The sequence below is a fragment of the Amycolatopsis sp. NPDC004772 genome, from assembly GCF_053601215.1.
Genome location: NZ_JBSGBK010000009.1, coordinates 40,771 through 58,806 on the forward strand (window position 1 = coordinate 40,771; position 18,036 = coordinate 58,806).

Genomic DNA, 18,036 nt, shown 5'->3' on the forward strand with positions numbered 1-18,036 from the left:
TTGGCCGGTCGGCCGGGGTGATCCCGGCCGGAGCTCGCGTGATTGGAGCCGGAGCTCGCGTGATTGGAGCCGGAGCTCGCGTGATTGGAGGCGGAATTCGCGTGATTGGAGGCGGAACTCGCGTGATTGGAGGGTCGGTTCAGGGGTGGGCGGGGACTGGGCGGGTGGAGCCGATGATCGTCACCGTGCCGGCGATGTGGATGGTGAAGTCGGCGCCGTTGCGGGTGAAGCGGGTGATCTGCTCTCGGGGGGTGCTGCGGTCGTGGGATTGCCAGCCGTTGCGGCGCAACGTCGGGAGGAGTGCCGGGAGGGTGGTTTCCGGGGCGGCCGGGTGGTCGACGCGGACGCCGTACTGCCAGCACAGGAGGTGACCCGGGCTGGTGGGGTCGCAGTCGAGTTCGCCCGAGAGCGTCGGGTCCGCGGGGCCGCCGAAGGCTGCCGCGACGTTGTCGATCACCGATGTCAGCTCGGCCGCCAGGCGGGTCAGTTCGGGCGTCATCGGACGTCACCGCCCGCGGTGAGCACGCGGTACATGTTCGTCCACGAATCGGAACCCGGCTTCAGCACGTCGTTGTGGGAGGACACGCCCCAGAGTGCCGCACCGGACGCGTCGTTGCCGGTCGGCAGCTCCGTCACGCCCGGGAAGACGTCGGGGTCCGCGCCGTGGCCGATGCCGGTCCACTCCAGGCCCCACGCGTTGCCCTGCGCCACCACGATCGGGTCGAGCGGAGCCGTCATCGAGAACCGCTGGACGCCCGCCTGGCTCGCCGGCAGGTCGGCCGGCGACCACACGCCGTGGCCCATGCCCGCCGACTCGACGTGCAGGACGCGGTCGACGTCGAGGCCGTGCGTCTCGGCCAGCCCGACCGTCGCCCCGCCGTAGCTGTGCCCGATCGCGGTCAGCGTGACGCCGGAACCCGCGTGGCTCGCGATCTCGCCGCGCAGGTCGTCGGCGAAACCCTTCAGGTCCGGCGCCATCGCCTGGGCGTACGCCGCGTCCGGCCCCTGCGCCACCGGGCCCTGCGGGAACACCCCGTCGGCCCAGACGACGACCGCCGTGCGCCCGGACGGGTCCGCGGCCACCAGGCTGCGGCCGAGGCCGGCGTAGGCGTCGAAGTTCGCCATCTGCGTGTTGACGCCGGGCACGAACAGCCCGACATTGCGCGTCCCCGGCTCGATGTGCCCGACGAGCTCGGCGATCCGGCCGTTGCCCGAGGGATCGAACCGGAGGATCTGCCGGTTGTTCGCCAGGATGTCTTCGTACAGGTTGACCCGCGCCTGCGACCGCGCGATGTCCCCGTCGTCGGTCAACGTGGCCAGCCGCGCACGTTCGGCCGTCAGCGCATCGGCGACCTTGACGCGGTTGCCCGCGATCGCGTGCGCCCACGTCCCGGTGTCCGCCGAGCCGCCGATGCCGGCGGGATTTCCCGCGCGAGGCAACGGATCTTCGGGCATGAGCGCCCGGTACATCGCCGCGATCTGCGCGTCGGTGCGCCGGTAGCCGGCGGCACACGCCGTGAGTCCACTTTGGATCGTCCGAAGCCGGGACACGCTCGATTCGAGCTTCGCGCCCAGTTCGGTCATGGTCTTCTCGAACGTCTTGGCCGCGGACGCCGACTCGCTGACCTGGCCGAACGCGGCGGCGGGCAGCTTCTCGCCCGCCACCGCCTGCTGCGCCGTACCCAACGCGTCCGCGCGCGAGCCGGACTCGCCCGCCTCGGTGTCGAGGCGCGCCGGGGCGACGCGGTAGCCCGCCGCCGTCATCAGACGCTGTCTTCGCCGATGACCGGCGGCGCGACCGGGGCGGACTGGCCCCAGACGTTCTCCGTCTCCACCAGCCACGCCGGGATCCGGCGCCCGGAGCCCATGTCCCCGCCGCCGCCCATGCCCATCGGCATCATGGGCATCATCGGCATCGCGCCCTTGGCCGCCGACGCCGCCGCGGCCCCGGCCGCGCCACCCGCCAGGCCGCTCAGCGCGTTGCCCGCGCCGCCGTCGCCGGCCAGGCCGGAGTGCGCCGCCGGGACTTCGCCGGGACCGGTGAGCCCGCCGCCGACCGGGACGCCGCCGCCGCCGAGCGAAGGCGCGTCCCCGCCGCCGATCGGGATGCCGCCCCCGGCACCGCCTTCGACGCCGGCGCCGCCCCCGCCGAGCTTCGTGCCCGGCGGCTCTTCCTTGCCGTCCTTGGGGTCCTTGCCGCTCGCCCACGACGGCACCTTCGGCATGATCGAGCCGAACCGGCCGAACGCGGCCGCCGAAGCCGCCGCGAGCCCGGCGGTGAACATGTCGCCGAACAGCGGGTTCGACGTCGGCACGGTCGTCCCCGGCTGGGTCGTTGTCCCGCCACCGGGCAGCGGGTGCCCGTCGGTGGGGGTCACGACGACGCCGCCGCCGGTCATGCCGTTGCCGACGAGCCCCGGCGAACCGGCGCTGCCCGCACCCCCGCCGGCCGGCGGCGTGGGCGGCGTCTGGACGGCGTTCGGCGACGCCGGGATCGACTCCTCCGCGACGGTGTACTCGCCGGCGAGCTGGGTCATCACGACGATCGCCCGGCCGTGCGCCGAGCCCGCGGCGTTCGCGGCGGCCTGCTGCGCTTCGACGTTGGCGATGGCCTGCTGACGCTGCTGCGCCGCGGCCTGCACGACCGCGGGGGAGGCGTCCGGCGGCAGCAGCGGCGGGTTCACCGCGAGCGCGACGTCGGCCGGGGCGACGTCCGGCACCGAAACCGGCGGCGGCATCTCCTTCTTGGCCTTGACCAGGGCGTCGGCGGCGTCCCCGAGCGTCACGTTCATCGCCTCCGCGGTCTGCGCCACCTTCGAGATGCCGTTCGCGAGGTCGATGATCATCCGCTGGTACTGGTCGGCCGCGCCACCGGTCCACTGGTCCTTGAACTCGGTGAGCTCGGCGTCGAGGTTGTGGGCCTGCTCGTGCAGGTGCAGCGCGGCGGACTTCCACTTGTCGGCGGCGTGCCGCGCGCTGTTGGGGTCGCCGGCCTGCAGCATCGCGTACAGCTGCTGGTGGCTGTACGCGGCGAAGTTCGTGTGCGCGGTGTTCGTCATCCCTTGCGGCTCCCGTCCGTGTCTCCGCCGCCCAGCAGGCCCAGGACCGGGTCGAGCAGGCCGGTGACGGCACCCGAGGCGTGCAGGTCCCCGGCGACCGACTGGTCGGCGTGCTGGTACCCGTCGGCGACCGTGGTGGTGACGTCCTGGGCGAACCCGATCGCGCTGCGGACCTGGTCGAGCAGGCCCTGCATCTCCGAGACGGCGGCGCGGTGGGCGTCGGCCAGCGACCCCGCCTCGCCGAACTCGCCGAACAGCAGCGGTTCCTCGCCGAGGGTCAGCAGGAAGTCGTTCGGTTTCGACATCGCGTGGATCTGGGTCTCCAGCTCCCGCACGAAGTCCTTCAGCGATTCCAGGTGGACGTAGTACGACTGGTCTGGCATCGGTCCCGGCTCTCTGGCGCGATGGGGCTGACATGGGGAAAGCCGGTCGGCCGGTGCGAGCGGGGGGTTTCCCGCACCGGTCGACCGACGTCTGGGGCGCGGGTCAGCCCGCGAACAGTCCCTGGTTGCGGTTTTCCAGCGACTGCTGGAGGTCGTGCGCCTCGCCGACCTTCCCGCCGAACTGCGCGATGATCGCGACGATGTCCGCGGTGGCCTGGCGCAGGCGGGTCTCCGCCTGGCGGGCGGCGTCACCGGCGGAGCTGCCGGAGGCGTACCAGGTCGCGGTGATCGGCTGCAGGTTCTGGTGCAGCTGCTCCAGCTGCGAGGTGAGCGCCTTGGCCTTGGCGGCCAGGGATGCCGAGCTGTGCTGCAGCGCGGCGAAGTTGATTTCGACGACGTCGGCCATGGTGGGCGTCCTCTCGGTCAGGGGTTGAGGCGGGGGAGCACGCCCGAGCCCTCGAGGGTGTTGCCGACCCCCTGGAAGCTCTGGTGGACGTCGGCGTCGCCGCGGCCGTAGTTCGCGTGGCTGGTGTGCACGAGCTGCGACATCGTGTCGAGCTCCTTCACCGCGGCGGACATCTTTTCCTGCAGCCGGCGCTGGAGGTCCCAGAAGGCCACGGCCTGGTCACCCTTGTAGTTGCGCAGCGCCTCGGTCAGCTCGGACTCCAAGCTGGCCATCGTGGACTTGGCGTTCGTCGCGGTTTCCTCGAAACCCTGGACGGCGCGCGTCATGGCAGCGGAATCTGCCTGGAATCCCGGACTGGACATCGACGGGCCACCTCCTTCCTGAAGCGAATACCCCTGGCGCGGTGGTCCGCGCGGTGTGAAAGTCACGCTAGAAAAGAGGCCAGTGTGGTCAAACGGCACAACTGCCGGTCGCGGTGACGGCACTATTACCCACGCGAGTGGGGGTAGGGCGCGCCCCACCCCGGTCCGGTGGTGCGCTCCAGTGTTTCCCCGCCGCTCCGGCGGCACGCTCGAGACCATGGCAGACAAGGGAAATCCGCTGGTCACGCTCCGCTCGTGGCACCGCCCGCTGGTGGTGCTCGCCGGGGCGATGGGGGTGCTGTGCGCGGTCTCGCTGCTCGGGCTCCTCTTCGATGATCGCACGCTGGTCAACGCGCCGATCTGGCTCAAGCCCTTCAAGTTCTCCGTGTCGATCGGGCTGTACGCGCTGACGCTGGCCTGGCTGCTGACGCACGTGCGCCGCGCCCGCCGGACCGGCTGGTGGTTCGGCACGCTGTTCGCCGTCGGCATCGGCCTCGACTTCGTGCTGCTGGTGTGGCAGATCATCGTCCGCGGCCGGACGCTGCACTTCAACCAGTCCACGCCGGTGGACGCCGCGATCAACAACGTCGTCGCGGGTGGCGCCTACACGGCGTGGTCGATGACCGCCGCCGTCGCCGTCCTGCTGCTGTTCCAGCGCATCCCGGACCGCGCGCTGCGCTCGGCCCTGCGCTGGGGCGCCGGCCTGGCCGTGGCCGGGATGTACGTCGCGACGCTGATGTTCTCGCCGACGCCGGCGCAGCAGGCGACGCTCGAGGCGACCGGCGAGTACTCGACGTTCGGCGCGCACTCGGTCGGCGTCGACGACGGCGGCCCCGGGCTGCCGGTGGTCGGCTGGAGCACGGTCGGCGGGGACCTGCGGATCCCGCACTTCATCGGCATCCACGCGCTGCAGGTGCTGCCGCTGGCCGCGTTCGGGCTGCTCCTGCTGGCCCGCCGGTACCGGGTGCTCGAATCCGACGTCGTCCGCCGCCGGCTGGTCCGGACCGCGGGCGCGGGCTACCTGGGCCTGCTCGGGCTGCTCACCTGGCAGGCCGAGCGCGGCCAGTCGATCGTGCACCCGGACTTCTGGACGCTCGCCGCGGCCACCGGCCTGATCGCGGCGGTCGCCGTCGCGGGCACGCTGTCGCTGCGGTCGCTCCCGCGGGAAGCGGTCGTCTCTGCCGAAATTCTGAGATCCGCCCGGTAGACCGGGACACCCGGGCGAGAGGCGGTTCGCGATGGTCCACCCGCAGGCACTGCTGGACGAGCTGGAGCGCGCTCCGGAGGTCCCCGCGTTCGACCACGGACCGCGGGTGACCACCCGGGGCGAGCTGCGGGACCTGATCGGCCGGTTCACCGCGGGCCTGCGGGCCGCCGGGCTCGGCCCGGGCGACGGCGTCGGGCTGGCCACCGCCGTCACCGCGGAGGGGTTCGCGGCCCTGGTCGCGGTGCACGTCCTCGGCGCCCGCGCGGTCGCCGTGCGGGCCGGGCTGCCGGAGGCGCAGCTGCGGCACATCCTCGGGGACCTCGCCGCGGTGGTCGCCGACGAGCCGTGGGAAGCCGGGGTTCCGATGCTGCCGGTGGCGTCGCTGCTGCGGACGTCCCCCGTCGAGCCGGTGCCGCAGGGGCGGCCGGACGACATCGCGACGGTCGTGTTCACCAGCGGCAGCACCGGCGTCCCGAAGGGGGTGGCCTACAGCTACCGCGCCCTGACCGAAGGCCGCGTGTGGCAGCCGCCGGTGCCGGGCTCGGCGCACGAGCGGCTGGGGACGGGGTTCGGCCGGTACCTGCTGTTCGGATCCCTCTCCAGCGCGGTAATGGTCGAACAGCTGGGCGTCTGCCTGTTCGCGGGCGGTACGGCGGTGATCCCCGAGGCGCTGCCCGACTTCCCGGGGGTGCTGCCGCGGCTGGGCATCACGGCGGCGCTGACGACCGTGCCGCGGCTGCACCGGATGCTGGACGTGCTGCGGACCGAAGACGTCGACCTGAGCGCGCTGCGGAGGCTGATCGTGGCCGGGTCGCCGGTGCCGCCGCACACGCTCGCCGAGGCGGCCGAGCGGATCGGGCCCGCGATGCACCACGCCTACGGCCAGACCGAGACCGGGATGCTGACCATCTGCCGGGCGGACGAGGGGGCCGGTTCGGTCGGGAAGGCCTGCGACACGGTCGAAATCGCGGTCCGGGAGGGCGAGGTGTGGGTGCGGACGCCGTCGGCCTTCGCGGGGTACTGGCGTGACGACGTGACCACGGCCGAAGTGCTGAGCGACGGCTGGGTGCGCACGCAGGACCTGGGGTTCGTGGACGCCGAGGGCTACCTGCACCTGTCCGGCCGCGCGCGGGACGTGGTGATCGTGAACGCGATCATCCACTACACCGGCCCGATCGAGCGGGCGATCGCGGCGTGCCCGGACGTCGATCAGGCGTACGTGGTCGCGGTCCCGGACCCGCTGACCGGCGAGGCGGCGCACGCGTTCGTGGTCCCGGCGCCGGGCCGCTCACCGGACCTGGACGAGGTGCGCAAGGCGGTGGCGGCCGAGCTGGGGGAGGCGGCGGTGCCGGCGCGGTTCAGCTTCGTGGGGAAAGTTCCGGTGGCGCCGTCCGGCAAACCGGACAAGGCGGCGCTGCGGGCGTCCGTCGTGGACTGACTACTTCCCGGCGCGCAGGTCCGTGATGACCTTGGCGACCCGCCGCTGCCGGGTCTCCTCGGTCTTCGCCTGGCCGATCGGCAGCACGAACCGCTGCTTCGCGCTGTAGGACAGGCTCTCGAACCGGGTCCGGGCGGCCTCGTCGGCGGCGAGCGCCGCCGCCAGATCGGCGGGGATCTCGAGTTCGCGGGGCGCGGTGTCGAGGGCGATCTCGACCTCGACGTCGTCCCCGGCGGCGACCCCGGCCTGTGTCCGGTTCTCCGCGCTCAGCGGCACCAGGAACTGCCCGCCGCGGCCGGCGACGGTGGTGCGGTACGTGTGGCCGCCGAGCGTCACGGTGACCGCGGGCTTCTTGCCGGCGCCGAGCGCCTCGACGACGTCGGCGGGAACCGGCAGGCCGGTCGCGGTCTTGCCGCCGAGCAGGACCTGGGTGCGGAACTTCATGCCCCGAGTATGCCGGGGGCCGGCCGCCCGGGCGGGACGGCCGGCCCCCGGTCCGCCGCTCACAGGATGGCGATCGCCCGCGGGACGGGCACCTCGCTGGTGAAGGCGAAGTCGCCGTGCCAGGCGGAGCTGGTGCCGAACTTCGTCCCGGTCGACACCGAGACGTAGACGTCGGCCGAGGTCCCGCGGGTGAAGGTGGCGATGTCGGCCTTGCCGTCGCCGGTGAAGTCGCCGACCGCGGGGATCTCGTCGCCGTAGGCGAAGAACTCGTGCCACTTCACGCCGCTGCCGGTGAACTTCGTTCCGTCGGACAGGGCGACGTACACGTCCGCACCTTCTCCGCGGGCGAAGACGACGATGTCGTCCTTGCCGTCCCCGTTGAAGTCGCCGACCGCGGGAACTTCGGCGTTGTAGGCGAAGTCGTCGTGCCACTTCACCTCGTTGCCGACGAACTTGGTGCCGTCGGAGAGGGCGACGTACACGTCGCCGGTGGTGCCGCGGGTGAAGGTGGCGATGTCGTCCTTGCCGTCGCCGTCGAAGTCGCCGATCACCGGGGTCTCGCCGTGCGGGGCGAAGTAGTCGTGCCACTTCAGGGCACTGCTGGTGAACTTCGTCCCGTCGGAGAGGGCGACGTAGACATCCGCGCTGTCTCCGCGGGTGAAGGTGGCGATGTCGTCCTTGCCGTCGCCGTTGAAGTCCCCGACCGCGGGGATCTCGTCGTTCGCGGCGAAGAACTCGTTCCACAGCACGCCGTTGCCGTTGAACTTGGTCCCGTCGGAGAGAGCGACGTACACATCCGCCCCGGCGCCGCGGGCGAAGGTGGCCACGTCGGCCTTGCCATCCCCGTCGAAGTCACCGGAGAGCGGGATTTCCGCACCGATCGAGAACCGGTCGTGCCAGAGGGCGCTGGTACCGGTGAACTTCGTCCCGTCGGAGCCGGCCACGAAGACGTCGCCGGCGCTGCCGCGGGTGAAGGTGGCGATGTCGGCCTTGCCGTCACCGGTGAAGTCGGTCAGGGACCGGGGGCCGGTGGTGGCGGTGAACTGCGGGCTCGCGGCGCCGTTCGCGACGACCAGGTAGTTCCACGTCTTGCGGGCCGTGGCCGAGTGGAGGAACGTGCTCGCCTTGGTGGTGCCGACGAGCTGTTCGGCGCTGACCACGACGGGACCGCTCGAGCTGGCGTAGATCGAGTACGTCACGTCGTCGGAAGCGGTGAGCGGGGTCCAGGACAGCGTGACGCCGTGGCCGGCCGCCTTGGCCGTGCCGATGATGGCCTGGCCACGGATCCAGCCGCGCAGGTCGTCGGCGCGGGCGGCGGTCGTGCCCTGGCGGGTTTCCGTCTCGCCGAAGCAGCCGTGCTGCCAGGACGCCCCGGCCACCCCGGCCAGGGTGCCGTCCGCGCGGAAGACCGGCGCACCGGCGTCGCCCTTGCAGGCGTCGGCGGCTCCGGTCAGCGACAGGGTCGTCGCGGTGGACGCCGAGACGGTGAACTTGCCGACGTGCGCCTCGTTCGGCACCCACTCGGTGTCCGTCCGGCCCCAGCCGGCCAGCGACAGCTCCTCCGACGCACCGGGCACGCCGGCCGTCGCGGCGAGCTTGAGCGTCGGGACGTCGGTGATCGTGGTGTCGAGCCGGACGAGCGCGACGTCGCGGTCGGTGCGCGGGAGCACCGTGAGCACCTTCGCGGTGTGCGTCCCGACGGTGACGCTGACGGGCTTCGCCGGCGGGTTCTCGGGGAAGCAGCTCGCCGCGGTGAGGACGAGCGTGGGTTCGACGAGCGCGCCGCTGCAGGCGCGGCCGTCGGCGGTGAGCTTGGCCGCGAAACCGAGGTTCATCGCCGCGGGGCCGGGAACCGCGGCCGCGGGGACGATGCCGGCCGCGGTCGCGGCGAGCAGGGCGGCCGAAACCGCTGTCACTCTCTTCATCGGGTCTTCTCCTCGGTCAGCCGGCGAGCTTGCAGGAGTCGGGGGCGGCGGTCACGTGGATCTCGGTGTTCCAGCCGGAGCCGATCGTCACGCCCATGTGGTCGGGACCGGACGGCGCCCACGTTTCGGTGTTGGCCGAGTACCGGTACCAGCGCAGGACCGGGCCGGTCTGGCCGTCGAACGGGCTGGTGCCGGTGCTGCCGCGGCCGTACAGGACGTCCCCGCCCGGCGAGAAGACCTCGCTGAACATCTGCCAGCCGACGCCGACCGCGCGGTCCTTGTCTGCCCACGCCGAGGCCGTGAAGTCGTACTCGAAGCGGAACATCTCGCCGCTCGGCTTGCGCGCGTACAGCACGCCGTCGCCGGCCGCGGTGATCGAGTCGAAGCGGGACCAGCCGGTGTCCAGGACGTCGCCGGCGCCGTTGACCCACGTGCCCGTCGCGTCGTTCCAGAGGTAGTACTTCAGCCGGCCCTGGTCGTCGACCATGAAGATGCGGTTCTTCTCGTCGACGGTGATCCGGCGCCGGTACTCGTCGGTGAGGTAGCGGTCCCAGCCGTTGCCGACCTGGCCGCCGCCGCTCCAGCCGGTGACCGTCGAGTACGTCCAGCGCTTCAGGGCGCCGGAGGCGAACTGGTCGCCCGAACCGTGGTTGCGGTGGATGTCCCAGATGACGCCGCCCTTGCCGGCCAGGGTGCGGCCGTCCCAGCCCCAGCCGATCGCGCTGCTCGGCTGCGACCAGCTGACCGCGCCGTCGGCCGGGCCGAGGTGGACGTAGCGCCAGAGGCTGCCGTCGGCGCGGGCGGTCCAGATCGCCGCCCCCTCCGGGCACGAAACCGGCGTCGGCACGGTGGTGTCGCGGATCCACCCGGCGAGGTCGTCGACGCGGGTCTCGGTGCCGCCGGACCGGGTTTCGGTGACGTCCAGGCAGCCGTGCTGCCACGACGTGCTGCTCAGCGCCACCAGCTGGGCGGTGCCGCCCGCCAGGCGGAACGCGGGACCGCCGGCGTCACCCTTGCACGCGTCGGTGCCGTCGGCCGACGACACCGTCACGGTGGCGCCGTTGACGCCCGAGACGGTGAACGGCGCGACACGCGGCCGCGCGGGCACCCACTCGGTGGCGGTCCGGCCGAAGCCGGCCACCTGCAGGGTGTCCCCGGCCTGCGGCGCGGTGGTGCCGAGGGCGATCGGCTGGACGCCGGTCGCCGGCTTCTCCAGCTTCGCCAGGACGACGTCCCGGTCGGTGCGGCGCACGACCTTCGTCAGCTTCGCGGTGAACCCGGCGCCGGTGCCCAGGTCGACGTCGCCGACCACGACGGTCGCGGCTTCGGTCGGGGCGCCCGCGCCGCCCGCGGTCAGGCAGGTCGCGGAGGTGAGGATCCAGGACGGGTCGATCAGGGCGCCCGAGCAGGACTTCGTCGGGGTGGCGATCCGGGCGAGGAACGGGTGGGTGCCGACCGGCACCACCGTGCCGCCGGACAGCGCTTCGGCGGGGGTCGCGGTCAGCAGACCGCCGGCGAGCAGGGTGACGGAAAGCGCGGTGAGCCGGGTCCGGCCGCGTGGGTGCATCGGTTTCCCCCTCGGTGGGTGCGGTGGCGGCGCCCGAGCGGGACGCCGCCACCGGTGGAACGGTCAGAACAAGGTCGACTGGGCGGCGTTGAACGTGCCGTTGCTGCTCCACTTGACGCCTTCGGAGTCGAACCCGCCGGAGGCGTTGGCGTGCCAGCGGAACAGGTTCGTGTTCGAGGCGCCGTAGTCGTAGGAGGCGACCAGGTCCGTGCGGCCGTCCCCGTCGTAGTCGGCGGTGGTCCACTGGGACTGGGCGAGGTTCCAGACCCCGGTCCCGGTCGTCCACTGCGTGACCGGCGCGTCGACGCCGGTGGCGGTGCCGTGCCAGGTGCGGAAGGTCAGGTTCGCGCCGCCGAGGTCGATCGCGGCGCCGAGGTCGGTGCGCCCGTCGCCGTCGAAGTCGCCGGAGAGGAACTTCGCCTTGCCGGACGGGATGCCGCCGTTCCACTTGACGTTCTGCGCGTCGAACCCGCCGGAAGCGGTGCCGTACCAGAGGAACAGGTTCGCGGAGTTGTCGCGGTAGTCGTAGAAGGCGGCCAGGTCGGCCCGGCCGTCACCGTTGAAGTCGCCGCCCCGCCAGCTCGACTGGGCGAGGTTCCAGTTGCCCGGCCCGGTGCGCCACTGCGTGACCGGGGCGTCGAAGCCGGACGCCGTCGCGTGCCAGGTCAGCATGCTCAGGTCGGCGTTGCCGTTGTCGTAGGCGGCGGCGATGTCCGTGCGGCCGTCGCCGTCGAAGTCGCCCGTGGTGAACCGGGCGTTGAGCGGCCGGAAGGCGCCGCTCCACTTGATGCCCTGGCTGTCGAACCCGCCGGAAGCGTTGGCGTACCAGAGGAACAGGTTCGAGCCGCCGTCGAGGTAGTCGTAGAAGGCGCCGAAGTCGGTGCGGCCGTCGCCGTTGAAGTCGCCGGTGACCCAGCGGGCCTTGGCGGCCTCCCAGCCGTCGGTGTTCCACTTCAGCTGCGGGGCACCCACGCCGTCGTCCGCGCTCGTCGGCCAGACATACACGCCGGTACGGGCGTTCTTGAGGTCGTAGCCCGCGCCGGTGTCGTCCTTGCCGTCGCCGGTGAAGTCGTTGCCCGCCGAGACCGGGGTGGTCGCCGAGACGACGTCGGTCGGCGTGCTCGTCCAGCCGTCGGTCGTCGCGACGACGACCCGGTAGTAGCGGGTCTGCTTGGCGGGCAGGCCGGTCTGCGTGTAGGAGGTGCCGCCGACGCTGCCGAGCAGGTGCGCGCTGTCCACGGGCACGTCCGGGGTGGCCGCGGCGTAGACGCGGTAGCCGATGCTGCCGGCCACCGCGTGCCAGGTCAGCGTGATCGCGTGGCCGACGGCCTTGGCGGTGGGGGCCAGTGCCTGCTGGCGGATCCAGCCGGCGATGTCGTCGATGCGGGCGGCGACGGTGCCCTGGCGGGTGGTGGTCTCGCCGAAGCAGCCGTGCTGCCAGGACGTGCTGGTCACCGCGAGGACGTCGGTGCGGCCGCCGGCGTCGCGGAAGATGGGCGCGCCGGCGTCGCCCTTGCAGGCGTCGGTGCCGTTCGTGCCGGTCAGGGACAGGGTGGTCGCCGTCGACGACGCCGCCTTGAACGTGCCGACGTGCAGCGTGTCGGGCACCCATTCGCTTTCGGTGCGGCCGTAGCCGGCCAGGCTGAACGTTTCGTCGCCGCCGCCGGAGCCGGCCGGGATGGTGCTGAGCGGCAGGGGAGCGATGTCGGTGACCGGCGTGGCGAGCCGGGCGAGCGCGACGTCCCGGTCGGCCCGGACGACGACGTTCGTGACGCCCACGACGTGCCCGCCGGTGCCGCTCAGGGAGGTCCGCCCGATGGTGGCGGTGGTCGCCTTGGCGGGCACCCCGCCCTGCGGGTTCTCGGGGAAGCAGCCGGCGGCGGTGAGGACGAGGTCGGGCGCGATGAGCGCACCACCGCAGGCGCGCCCGTCGGCGGTAAGTTTCGCGGCGTACGGATAGGCGCCCGCCGCGGCGGCGGTCCCGCCGGAAACGGCTTCGGCGGGACCGGTGGTCAGCAGCCCGGCGGCCAGCAAGGCCGTGGTGATGGCCACGGCCCTGGGACGGATGGACATGCGGGTGTTCTCCCCTCGTTGTGCGGAACAGATCAGGGCGGCTTTCTCCCGGGTGGAGTGCGCCCTCGATGAATGGGTTCGCGGAATGGCGAATCGATGGTTTCAGACGTGTCCCGCTCAGCGGAAAAACGGCGCATCGGGGGAATGGATTTCCCCACGCGCCAGCCGGCCCCCCGACCGGTGTTTCCTCCCCTAGTCGATCCCTCCCGGCCTGTCCATACGCCGAACGTCGCAACCACCGTGACGGTGGTCGCAGCCGCGCAGGTCAGGCCCCCATGGGGCGTTCATCCGCCCCGTGGTCCCATCGACAGCAAACTCCGGTCATTACCGTTATGGGTCGTGATGTGCCTCACATTCCGGCTTGCCAGTGTGGTGGGTTAGTGTGTGAAAGTCTGTCGCTGCGGCGGCGGTGAAGAGGGGCGTTCTCATTCATTTCCGCACGCATTTTCCGGCGTGCCCGCAATTCTTGCCCTCGAGGGCCCGGGAGCGATGACAGCACCACAGCACGACCCCGAGCTCTTCGACGAGCTGATGCGCGCCGAACTCCGGCAGCAGCCGATCAGCCGGTACGCCGTCGCCACGCTCGTCTCCGGGCTCCTCGGCGGCCTCCTCGCACCCGTCTTCGGCCTCATCGCCCTCTCGCGCATCCGGAAGCAGCGGCAGCGGGGGCTGGTGCTCGTCGTCTGCGGCCTGGTCGCCTTCACCGCCTGGACGGGCGTGCTCGCGTACCGGATCGGCACCGGGACGGCGTGGTGGCAGCAGCGGACGGCCACCCAGGACCGGCTGCCCGAAGGCGGGGCGCACGGCCTCGACCTCGTCGTCGGCGACTGCTTCCATGCTCCGGCGGCGTCGGGCGAGGCCGACGTGTTCCGGCTGTCGTGCGCGGAGAAGCACACCGGTGAGGCGTTCGAGGTGCTCCCGCTGGGCGAGGGCCCGATGCCCGACATCCTCGAGCTCTACCGGAACACCCTGGCCCGCTGCGAAGCCGAGGCCCGCGCGGTCCCCGACGTCCGCGTGCAGGTCATGACGCCGACCTCGGCGAGCTGGGCCGCGGGCAAGCACCGGGCGATCTGCTACTACCACTTCGCCGCCGAGACCACCGGGCCCGCGCGCTGAGCTCCGCCCGGGCGCGGTGCCTAGGACTCCGCCGGTTTCGTCCACGCCACCTGGACCAGCCCGGTCCCGTGCCGCCGCGATACCAGCGTTCCCCGGCCCGGGGGCTGGGGTGACGGCTTCACGTCCGCCAGCAACGCCCCTTCGTCCTTCGTCCCCGACATGATCAGCCCCGGCGAGCCCAGCTCGCGCAACCGCTGCAGCACCGGCTCGAACAACGCCCTGCCGGCCCCGCCCGACCCACGGACGATCACCAGGTGCAGGCCGATGTCGCGGGCCTGCGGCAGGAACTCCAGCAGCGGCTGCAACGGGTTGCGGCCCACCGTGGCCACCAGCTCGTAGTCGTCCACCAGCACGAACAGCTCCGGCCCGCGCCACCACGAGCGGTTCCGCAGCTGCTCCGGCGTCACCGACGGGCCCGGCAGGCGGTTGCGCATCGCCTGGGCGCACTCCGCGATCAGGTCCGTGAGCTTGCCCTCGGCGCCCGCGTACCCCAGCAGGTGCGGCTCGGCCACCGCGCCCAGGAGACCGCGGCGGTAGTCCGCCACGATGATCGCCGCTTCCTCCGGCGTGTACGCCGACGTGATTCCCGTGGCGATCGCTCGCAGCAGGGACGACTTGCCCGACTCGACATCGCCGAACGCCACGAAGTGCGGGTCCGCCGCGAAGTCCAGGTACACCGGGCGCAACGTCGATTCCGCGATGCCCAGCGTCACCTGACGCGAAGGGGCCGGCGGCAACCCGTCCAGGGGCACCTCCGGCGGCAGCAGCCGGACCTGCGGGGCGCGCGGCCCCTGCCACGCCTCGGAAATCCGCCGCACCAGGTCGACGCCGCCGGCGCCGATCGTGTCCGGGCGCTGGTCGGAGTCGATGCGGGGCAACGCGGCCAGGAAGTGGAGCTTCTCCGCCGTGATGCCGCGGCCTGGGCGGTCGGCCGGGACGTTGGCCGCCACCTTGCGGTCGATCGAGGAGTCCATCGGGTCGCCCAGGCGCAGCTCGAAGCGGGTGCCGATGGCGTCGCGCAGCTGGGCGCGGACGCCGATCCACTGGTTGAGCGAGACGATCACGTGGATGCCGAAGCCGAGCCCGCGCGCGGCCAGGCCGGTGATCTGCTCCTCCAGCTGCTCGTACTCCTGGCGGATCGTCGTCCAGTTGTCCACGAACAGGAACACGTCGCCGAACTCGCGTTCGTCGGTGCTCTCGGTGAACTCGGACCGGCGGGCGCGGAACGCCGCCATCGACTCGATCCCCTGCGCCGCGAAGAACTCCTCGCGCTGCTCCAGCAACGTCGTCAGCTCGGCCACCACCCGGCGGCAGCGCTGTGCGTCCCGGCGGGTCGCGTACCCCGACACGTGCGGCAGCCCGGCGATCGGCGCCAGCGCGCCACCGCCCATGTCCAGCACGAACAGCTGCACCTCGGCCGGCGTGTGCGTCAGCGCGAGCATGCCCGCGATGTCCTTCATCAGCGTCGACTTCCCGCTCTGCGGCGCGCCGACGATCAGCGCGTGCCCGGCCGCGCCGGAGAAGTCGGCCCAGTGCAGGTCGCGGCGCTGCTCGAACGGCTTGTCCACCAGCGCCACCGGGATCGTCAGCTTGCCGTTGCCGCCCCAGCCGAGCGGGCACAGGCCACGCGCCGCGTCTTCGCCGAGCGGCGGCAGCAGCTGGTCCAGTGTCGGGGGTTCGGCCAGCGGCGGCAGCCAGATCTGGTGCGCGGCCGGGCCGCGGCCCTCCAGGCGCGAGAGCATCGCGCCGATGATCGTCTCGCCGGTACCGTCCTCCGCAGGAGCCGCGGACACCTCGGTCGTCACCGGGATTTCCACCGGCGCCAGGGAAAACGGCAGCACGCCGAGCTCCTGGCCGTCCTCGCGCACGACTGTGCTGCGCGGCGGCAGTTCCCCGGAGACGTAGGCCGCCTTGAGCCGGATCAGCGTTTCGGTGTCGGACTTCAGGTACGCCGACCCCGGCACCGGCGGCAGGTGGTAGGCGTCCGCGACCCCCAGCACCGCCCGGCTTTCCGCGGCGGAGAACGTCCGCAGGCCGATCCGGTACGACAGGTGCGAGTCGAGCCCGCGCAGCCGGCCCTCTTCCAGCCGTTGCGAGGCCAGCAGCAGGTGGATGCCGAGCGACCGCCCGAGCCGGCCGATCGCGACGAACAGGTCGATGAACTCCGGCCGGGAGGACAGCAGCTCGCTGAACTCGTCGATGATCACCAGCAGCGAGGGCAGCGGGTCCAGGGGCGCGCCGTCCGCGCGGGCCTTCTCGTAGTCGCGCACCGACGCGTAGTTCCCGGCCGCGTGCAGCAGTTCCTGCCGCCGCAGCAGCTCGCCGTTCAACGCGTCCGCCATCCGGTCGACCAGCGCGAGGTCGTCGGAGAGGTTGGTGATCACGGCGCACGTGTGCGGCAGCCCGGTCATCCCGGCGAAGGTCGCGCCGCCCTTGAAGTCGATGAGCGCCAGGTTGAGCGTCTCCGACGAGTGCATCACGGCCAGCGCCGTCACCAGCGTCCGCAGCAGCTCGCTCTTGCCCGACCCGGTCGCGCCGATGACCAGGCCGTGCGGGCCCATGCCGCCCTCGGCGGACTCCTTGAGGTCCAGCTCGACCGGACGGCCTTCGGGGTTGACGCCCAGCGGGATCCGGAGCCGGTCGCGGGCCGCCCGCGGGGCCCACGTCACGGCCGTGTCGGTGTCGCGCGGGTCGCCGATGCCGAGCAGCCCGGCCAGCCCGAACGTCGCGGACATCGGTTTCTCGCCGACGACCGCGGCGGGCGTGTGCAACGGCGTCAGCATCCGCGCGAGGGCTTCCGCGGCGCCGCGGTCGAGGACGTCCGGGCGGCCGAGGAAGCCGAGCCGCTGCTCGCCGCCTTCGCCGACGACCATGCCGAGGGACTCCGGCGCGGTGTGCAGGCTCAGCAGCTTCTCGGACGACGACGTCCGCGGCTGCTCCTGCCCGACCTCGATCACCGTGACGCCGAGCCGCCCGTCCGAGCCGATCAGCCGGGGCTCGCCGTGGGCGTTGCCGCCGTCGACCAGGACGATGAGGTGGGGCAGGTCGAGCTCGGCCGCCGCGCGCCGGCTGAACGCGGGCCGTTCGCCGAGGTCGGCGCCCAGCAGCTCGGCCAGCCCGGCCGCGGTGTCGGCGGCCAGCCGCCGCGAGCCGACGGCGTCGGCCGCCCCGGCCGCCGTCGCGTGCGGCAGCCACTTCGCCCATTCCCAGTCGTGCTGCCGGTCCGGCGACACGCAGAGCGCGACCCGCAGGTCCGCGGGGGAGTGGAAGGTGACGAGCTGGCACAGCAGCGCCCGCACCAGGCCCAGCACGGCCGGCCGCCGCCCGGCCACGGTGACCGCGGCGAACGACCGCAGCGACAGCGCGACCGGCAGGCCGTCCACCGTCGAGTAGGTGCGGATGAAGTGCTTGAGGCTGGTGGACGACACCGGGTCCAGGTCTTCCAGCGGCACGGTCTGCGGCGCCTTCAGCGGCGTCGCGAGCCGCTGCGGCCCGGTGCCCGCGCGCACCTGCGCGAACTGCGGCTCGCTGCGGCGCCGGTCCCACAGCTTCCCGGTCTCGACGTAGGCCCACAGGTCGGCCGGGTCGGGCTGGACGGCGACCATGGCCGCGCGCTGGCCGTCGGCGATCTCGCGGACCTGGGCGCGCAGCCCGGAGAGGTACCGCTGGTAGTCCCGGCGCTCGTCGTTGATCTGCGCCTTCTTCGCCATCCCGCCGCGGCCCAGCGACATCACCACCATGCCGCCCATGGCGCAGAGGAACAGAGCGCCGAAGATCCACGTCATCACGCCGCCGTCGCGTCCGATGTAGACGAACGACATCGCGCCCATGCCGAGCATCATCGGCAGGAACATCATCAGCTGGACCATGCCGCCGGACGAGCTCTTCGGGAGCATCGGCGGCGACTGCAGCACGATCTCGGACGGGCGCTCGGGGATGAGGCTCATGCGGCAATGCTCCAGCGGATCGGGGCGGCTCTGACCGGTATTTTGGCCACTCGCCGCGCGCGCACGGTGGGTACTTTTGCCGTCCGCCCGCTTCCGGGGCCGAACCTAC

At 72.6% G+C, this 18,036-nt stretch carries 14 protein-coding genes; 3 read left to right on the plus strand and 11 right to left on the minus strand.

Features of this window, described 5'->3' with window-relative positions; all coding sequences use genetic code 11:
• Positions 1–139: 139 nt before the first annotated feature.
• From ACWEF6_RS08160 to ACWEF6_RS08185, 6 genes are all read right to left on the minus strand, one after another.
• A complete protein-coding gene (locus ACWEF6_RS08160) occupies positions 140–499 on the minus strand; it encodes a hypothetical protein (RefSeq protein ID WP_449682237.1) in 360 nt (119 codons plus the stop codon).
• Positions 496–1,764: an alpha/beta hydrolase gene (locus ACWEF6_RS08165; RefSeq protein ID WP_449682238.1), complete on the minus strand. Its 1,269-nt coding sequence runs from the start codon at positions 1,762–1,764 to the stop codon at positions 496–498. Before ACWEF6_RS08165 ends, ACWEF6_RS08160 begins: the two co-directional genes overlap by 4 nt.
• On the minus strand, positions 1,764–3,059 hold the full coding sequence (locus ACWEF6_RS08170) for a WXG100 family type VII secretion target (RefSeq protein WP_449682239.1): 1,296 nt from the start codon (positions 3,057–3,059) through the stop codon (positions 1,764–1,766). The genes ACWEF6_RS08165 and ACWEF6_RS08170 overlap by 1 nt, the downstream gene beginning before the upstream one ends.
• A complete protein-coding gene (locus tag ACWEF6_RS08175) occupies positions 3,056–3,442 on the minus strand; it encodes a hypothetical protein (RefSeq protein WP_086847144.1) in 387 nt (128 codons plus the stop codon). Before ACWEF6_RS08175 ends, ACWEF6_RS08170 begins: the two co-directional genes overlap by 4 nt.
• Before the next feature lie 103 nt (positions 3,443–3,545).
• Positions 3,546–3,848: a hypothetical protein gene (locus ACWEF6_RS08180; RefSeq protein WP_003057455.1), complete on the minus strand. Its 303-nt coding sequence runs from the start codon at positions 3,846–3,848 to the stop codon at positions 3,546–3,548.
• A gap of 17 nt (positions 3,849–3,865) precedes the next feature.
• Entirely contained in the window at positions 3,866–4,210 is a 345-nt protein-coding gene (locus tag ACWEF6_RS08185; RefSeq protein ID WP_152603733.1) for a WXG100 family type VII secretion target, read from the minus strand.
• A gap of 217 nt (positions 4,211–4,427) precedes the next feature.
• Here ACWEF6_RS08185 and ACWEF6_RS08190 point away from each other — a divergent pair, with 217 nt between their 5' ends.
• Together ACWEF6_RS08190 and ACWEF6_RS08195 are read left to right on the plus strand one after the other, a co-directional pair.
• The gene (locus ACWEF6_RS08190; protein ID WP_449682240.1) at positions 4,428–5,417 is read left to right on the plus strand and encodes a hypothetical protein; all 990 of its coding nucleotides are present in this window, start codon (positions 4,428–4,430) and stop codon (positions 5,415–5,417) included.
• A gap of 31 nt (positions 5,418–5,448) precedes the next feature.
• Complete coding sequence (locus ACWEF6_RS08195; RefSeq protein WP_449682241.1) at positions 5,449–6,855, plus strand: class I adenylate-forming enzyme family protein; 1,407 nt, start codon at positions 5,449–5,451, stop codon at positions 6,853–6,855.
• On the opposite strand, the gene ACWEF6_RS08200 is transcribed toward ACWEF6_RS08195, so the two are convergent.
• The 4 genes from ACWEF6_RS08200 to ACWEF6_RS08215 all read right to left on the minus strand — a co-directional run bounded on the left by ACWEF6_RS08200 (position 6,856) and on the right by ACWEF6_RS08215 (position 12,864).
• Positions 6,856–7,299 carry a YdeI/OmpD-associated family protein gene (locus ACWEF6_RS08200; protein ID WP_449682242.1) on the minus strand — a complete coding sequence of 148 codons (444 nt, stop codon included), beginning with the start codon at positions 7,297–7,299 and terminating at the stop codon, positions 6,856–6,858. It abuts the gene before it with no gap.
• Between the two features lie 59 nt (positions 7,300–7,358).
• Positions 7,359–9,224, minus strand: a complete 1,866-nt coding sequence (locus tag ACWEF6_RS08205) for an FG-GAP-like repeat-containing protein (RefSeq protein WP_449682243.1) — start codon at positions 9,222–9,224, stop codon at positions 7,359–7,361.
• 16 nt (positions 9,225–9,240) lie between these two features.
• Positions 9,241–10,791: a tachylectin-related carbohydrate-binding protein gene (locus ACWEF6_RS08210; protein ID WP_449682244.1), complete on the minus strand. Its 1,551-nt coding sequence runs from the start codon at positions 10,789–10,791 to the stop codon at positions 9,241–9,243.
• Between the two features lie 63 nt (positions 10,792–10,854).
• Positions 10,855–12,864, minus strand: coding sequence for a trypsin-like serine protease (locus tag ACWEF6_RS08215; RefSeq protein WP_449682245.1), 2,010 nt, complete (start codon positions 12,862–12,864; stop codon positions 10,855–10,857).
• A gap of 489 nt (positions 12,865–13,353) precedes the next feature.
• Between ACWEF6_RS08215 and ACWEF6_RS08220 the strand changes: the two genes are divergently transcribed.
• On the plus strand, positions 13,354–13,980 hold the full coding sequence (locus tag ACWEF6_RS08220) for a hypothetical protein (RefSeq protein ID WP_449682246.1): 627 nt from the start codon (positions 13,354–13,356) through the stop codon (positions 13,978–13,980).
• Between the two features lie 20 nt (positions 13,981–14,000).
• Here ACWEF6_RS08220 and eccCa read toward each other — a convergent pair whose 3' ends face one another.
• Complete coding sequence (gene eccCa / locus ACWEF6_RS08225; RefSeq protein WP_449682247.1) at positions 14,001–17,927, minus strand: type VII secretion protein EccCa; 3,927 nt, start codon at positions 17,925–17,927, stop codon at positions 14,001–14,003.
• Positions 17,928–18,036 lie beyond the last annotated feature (109 nt).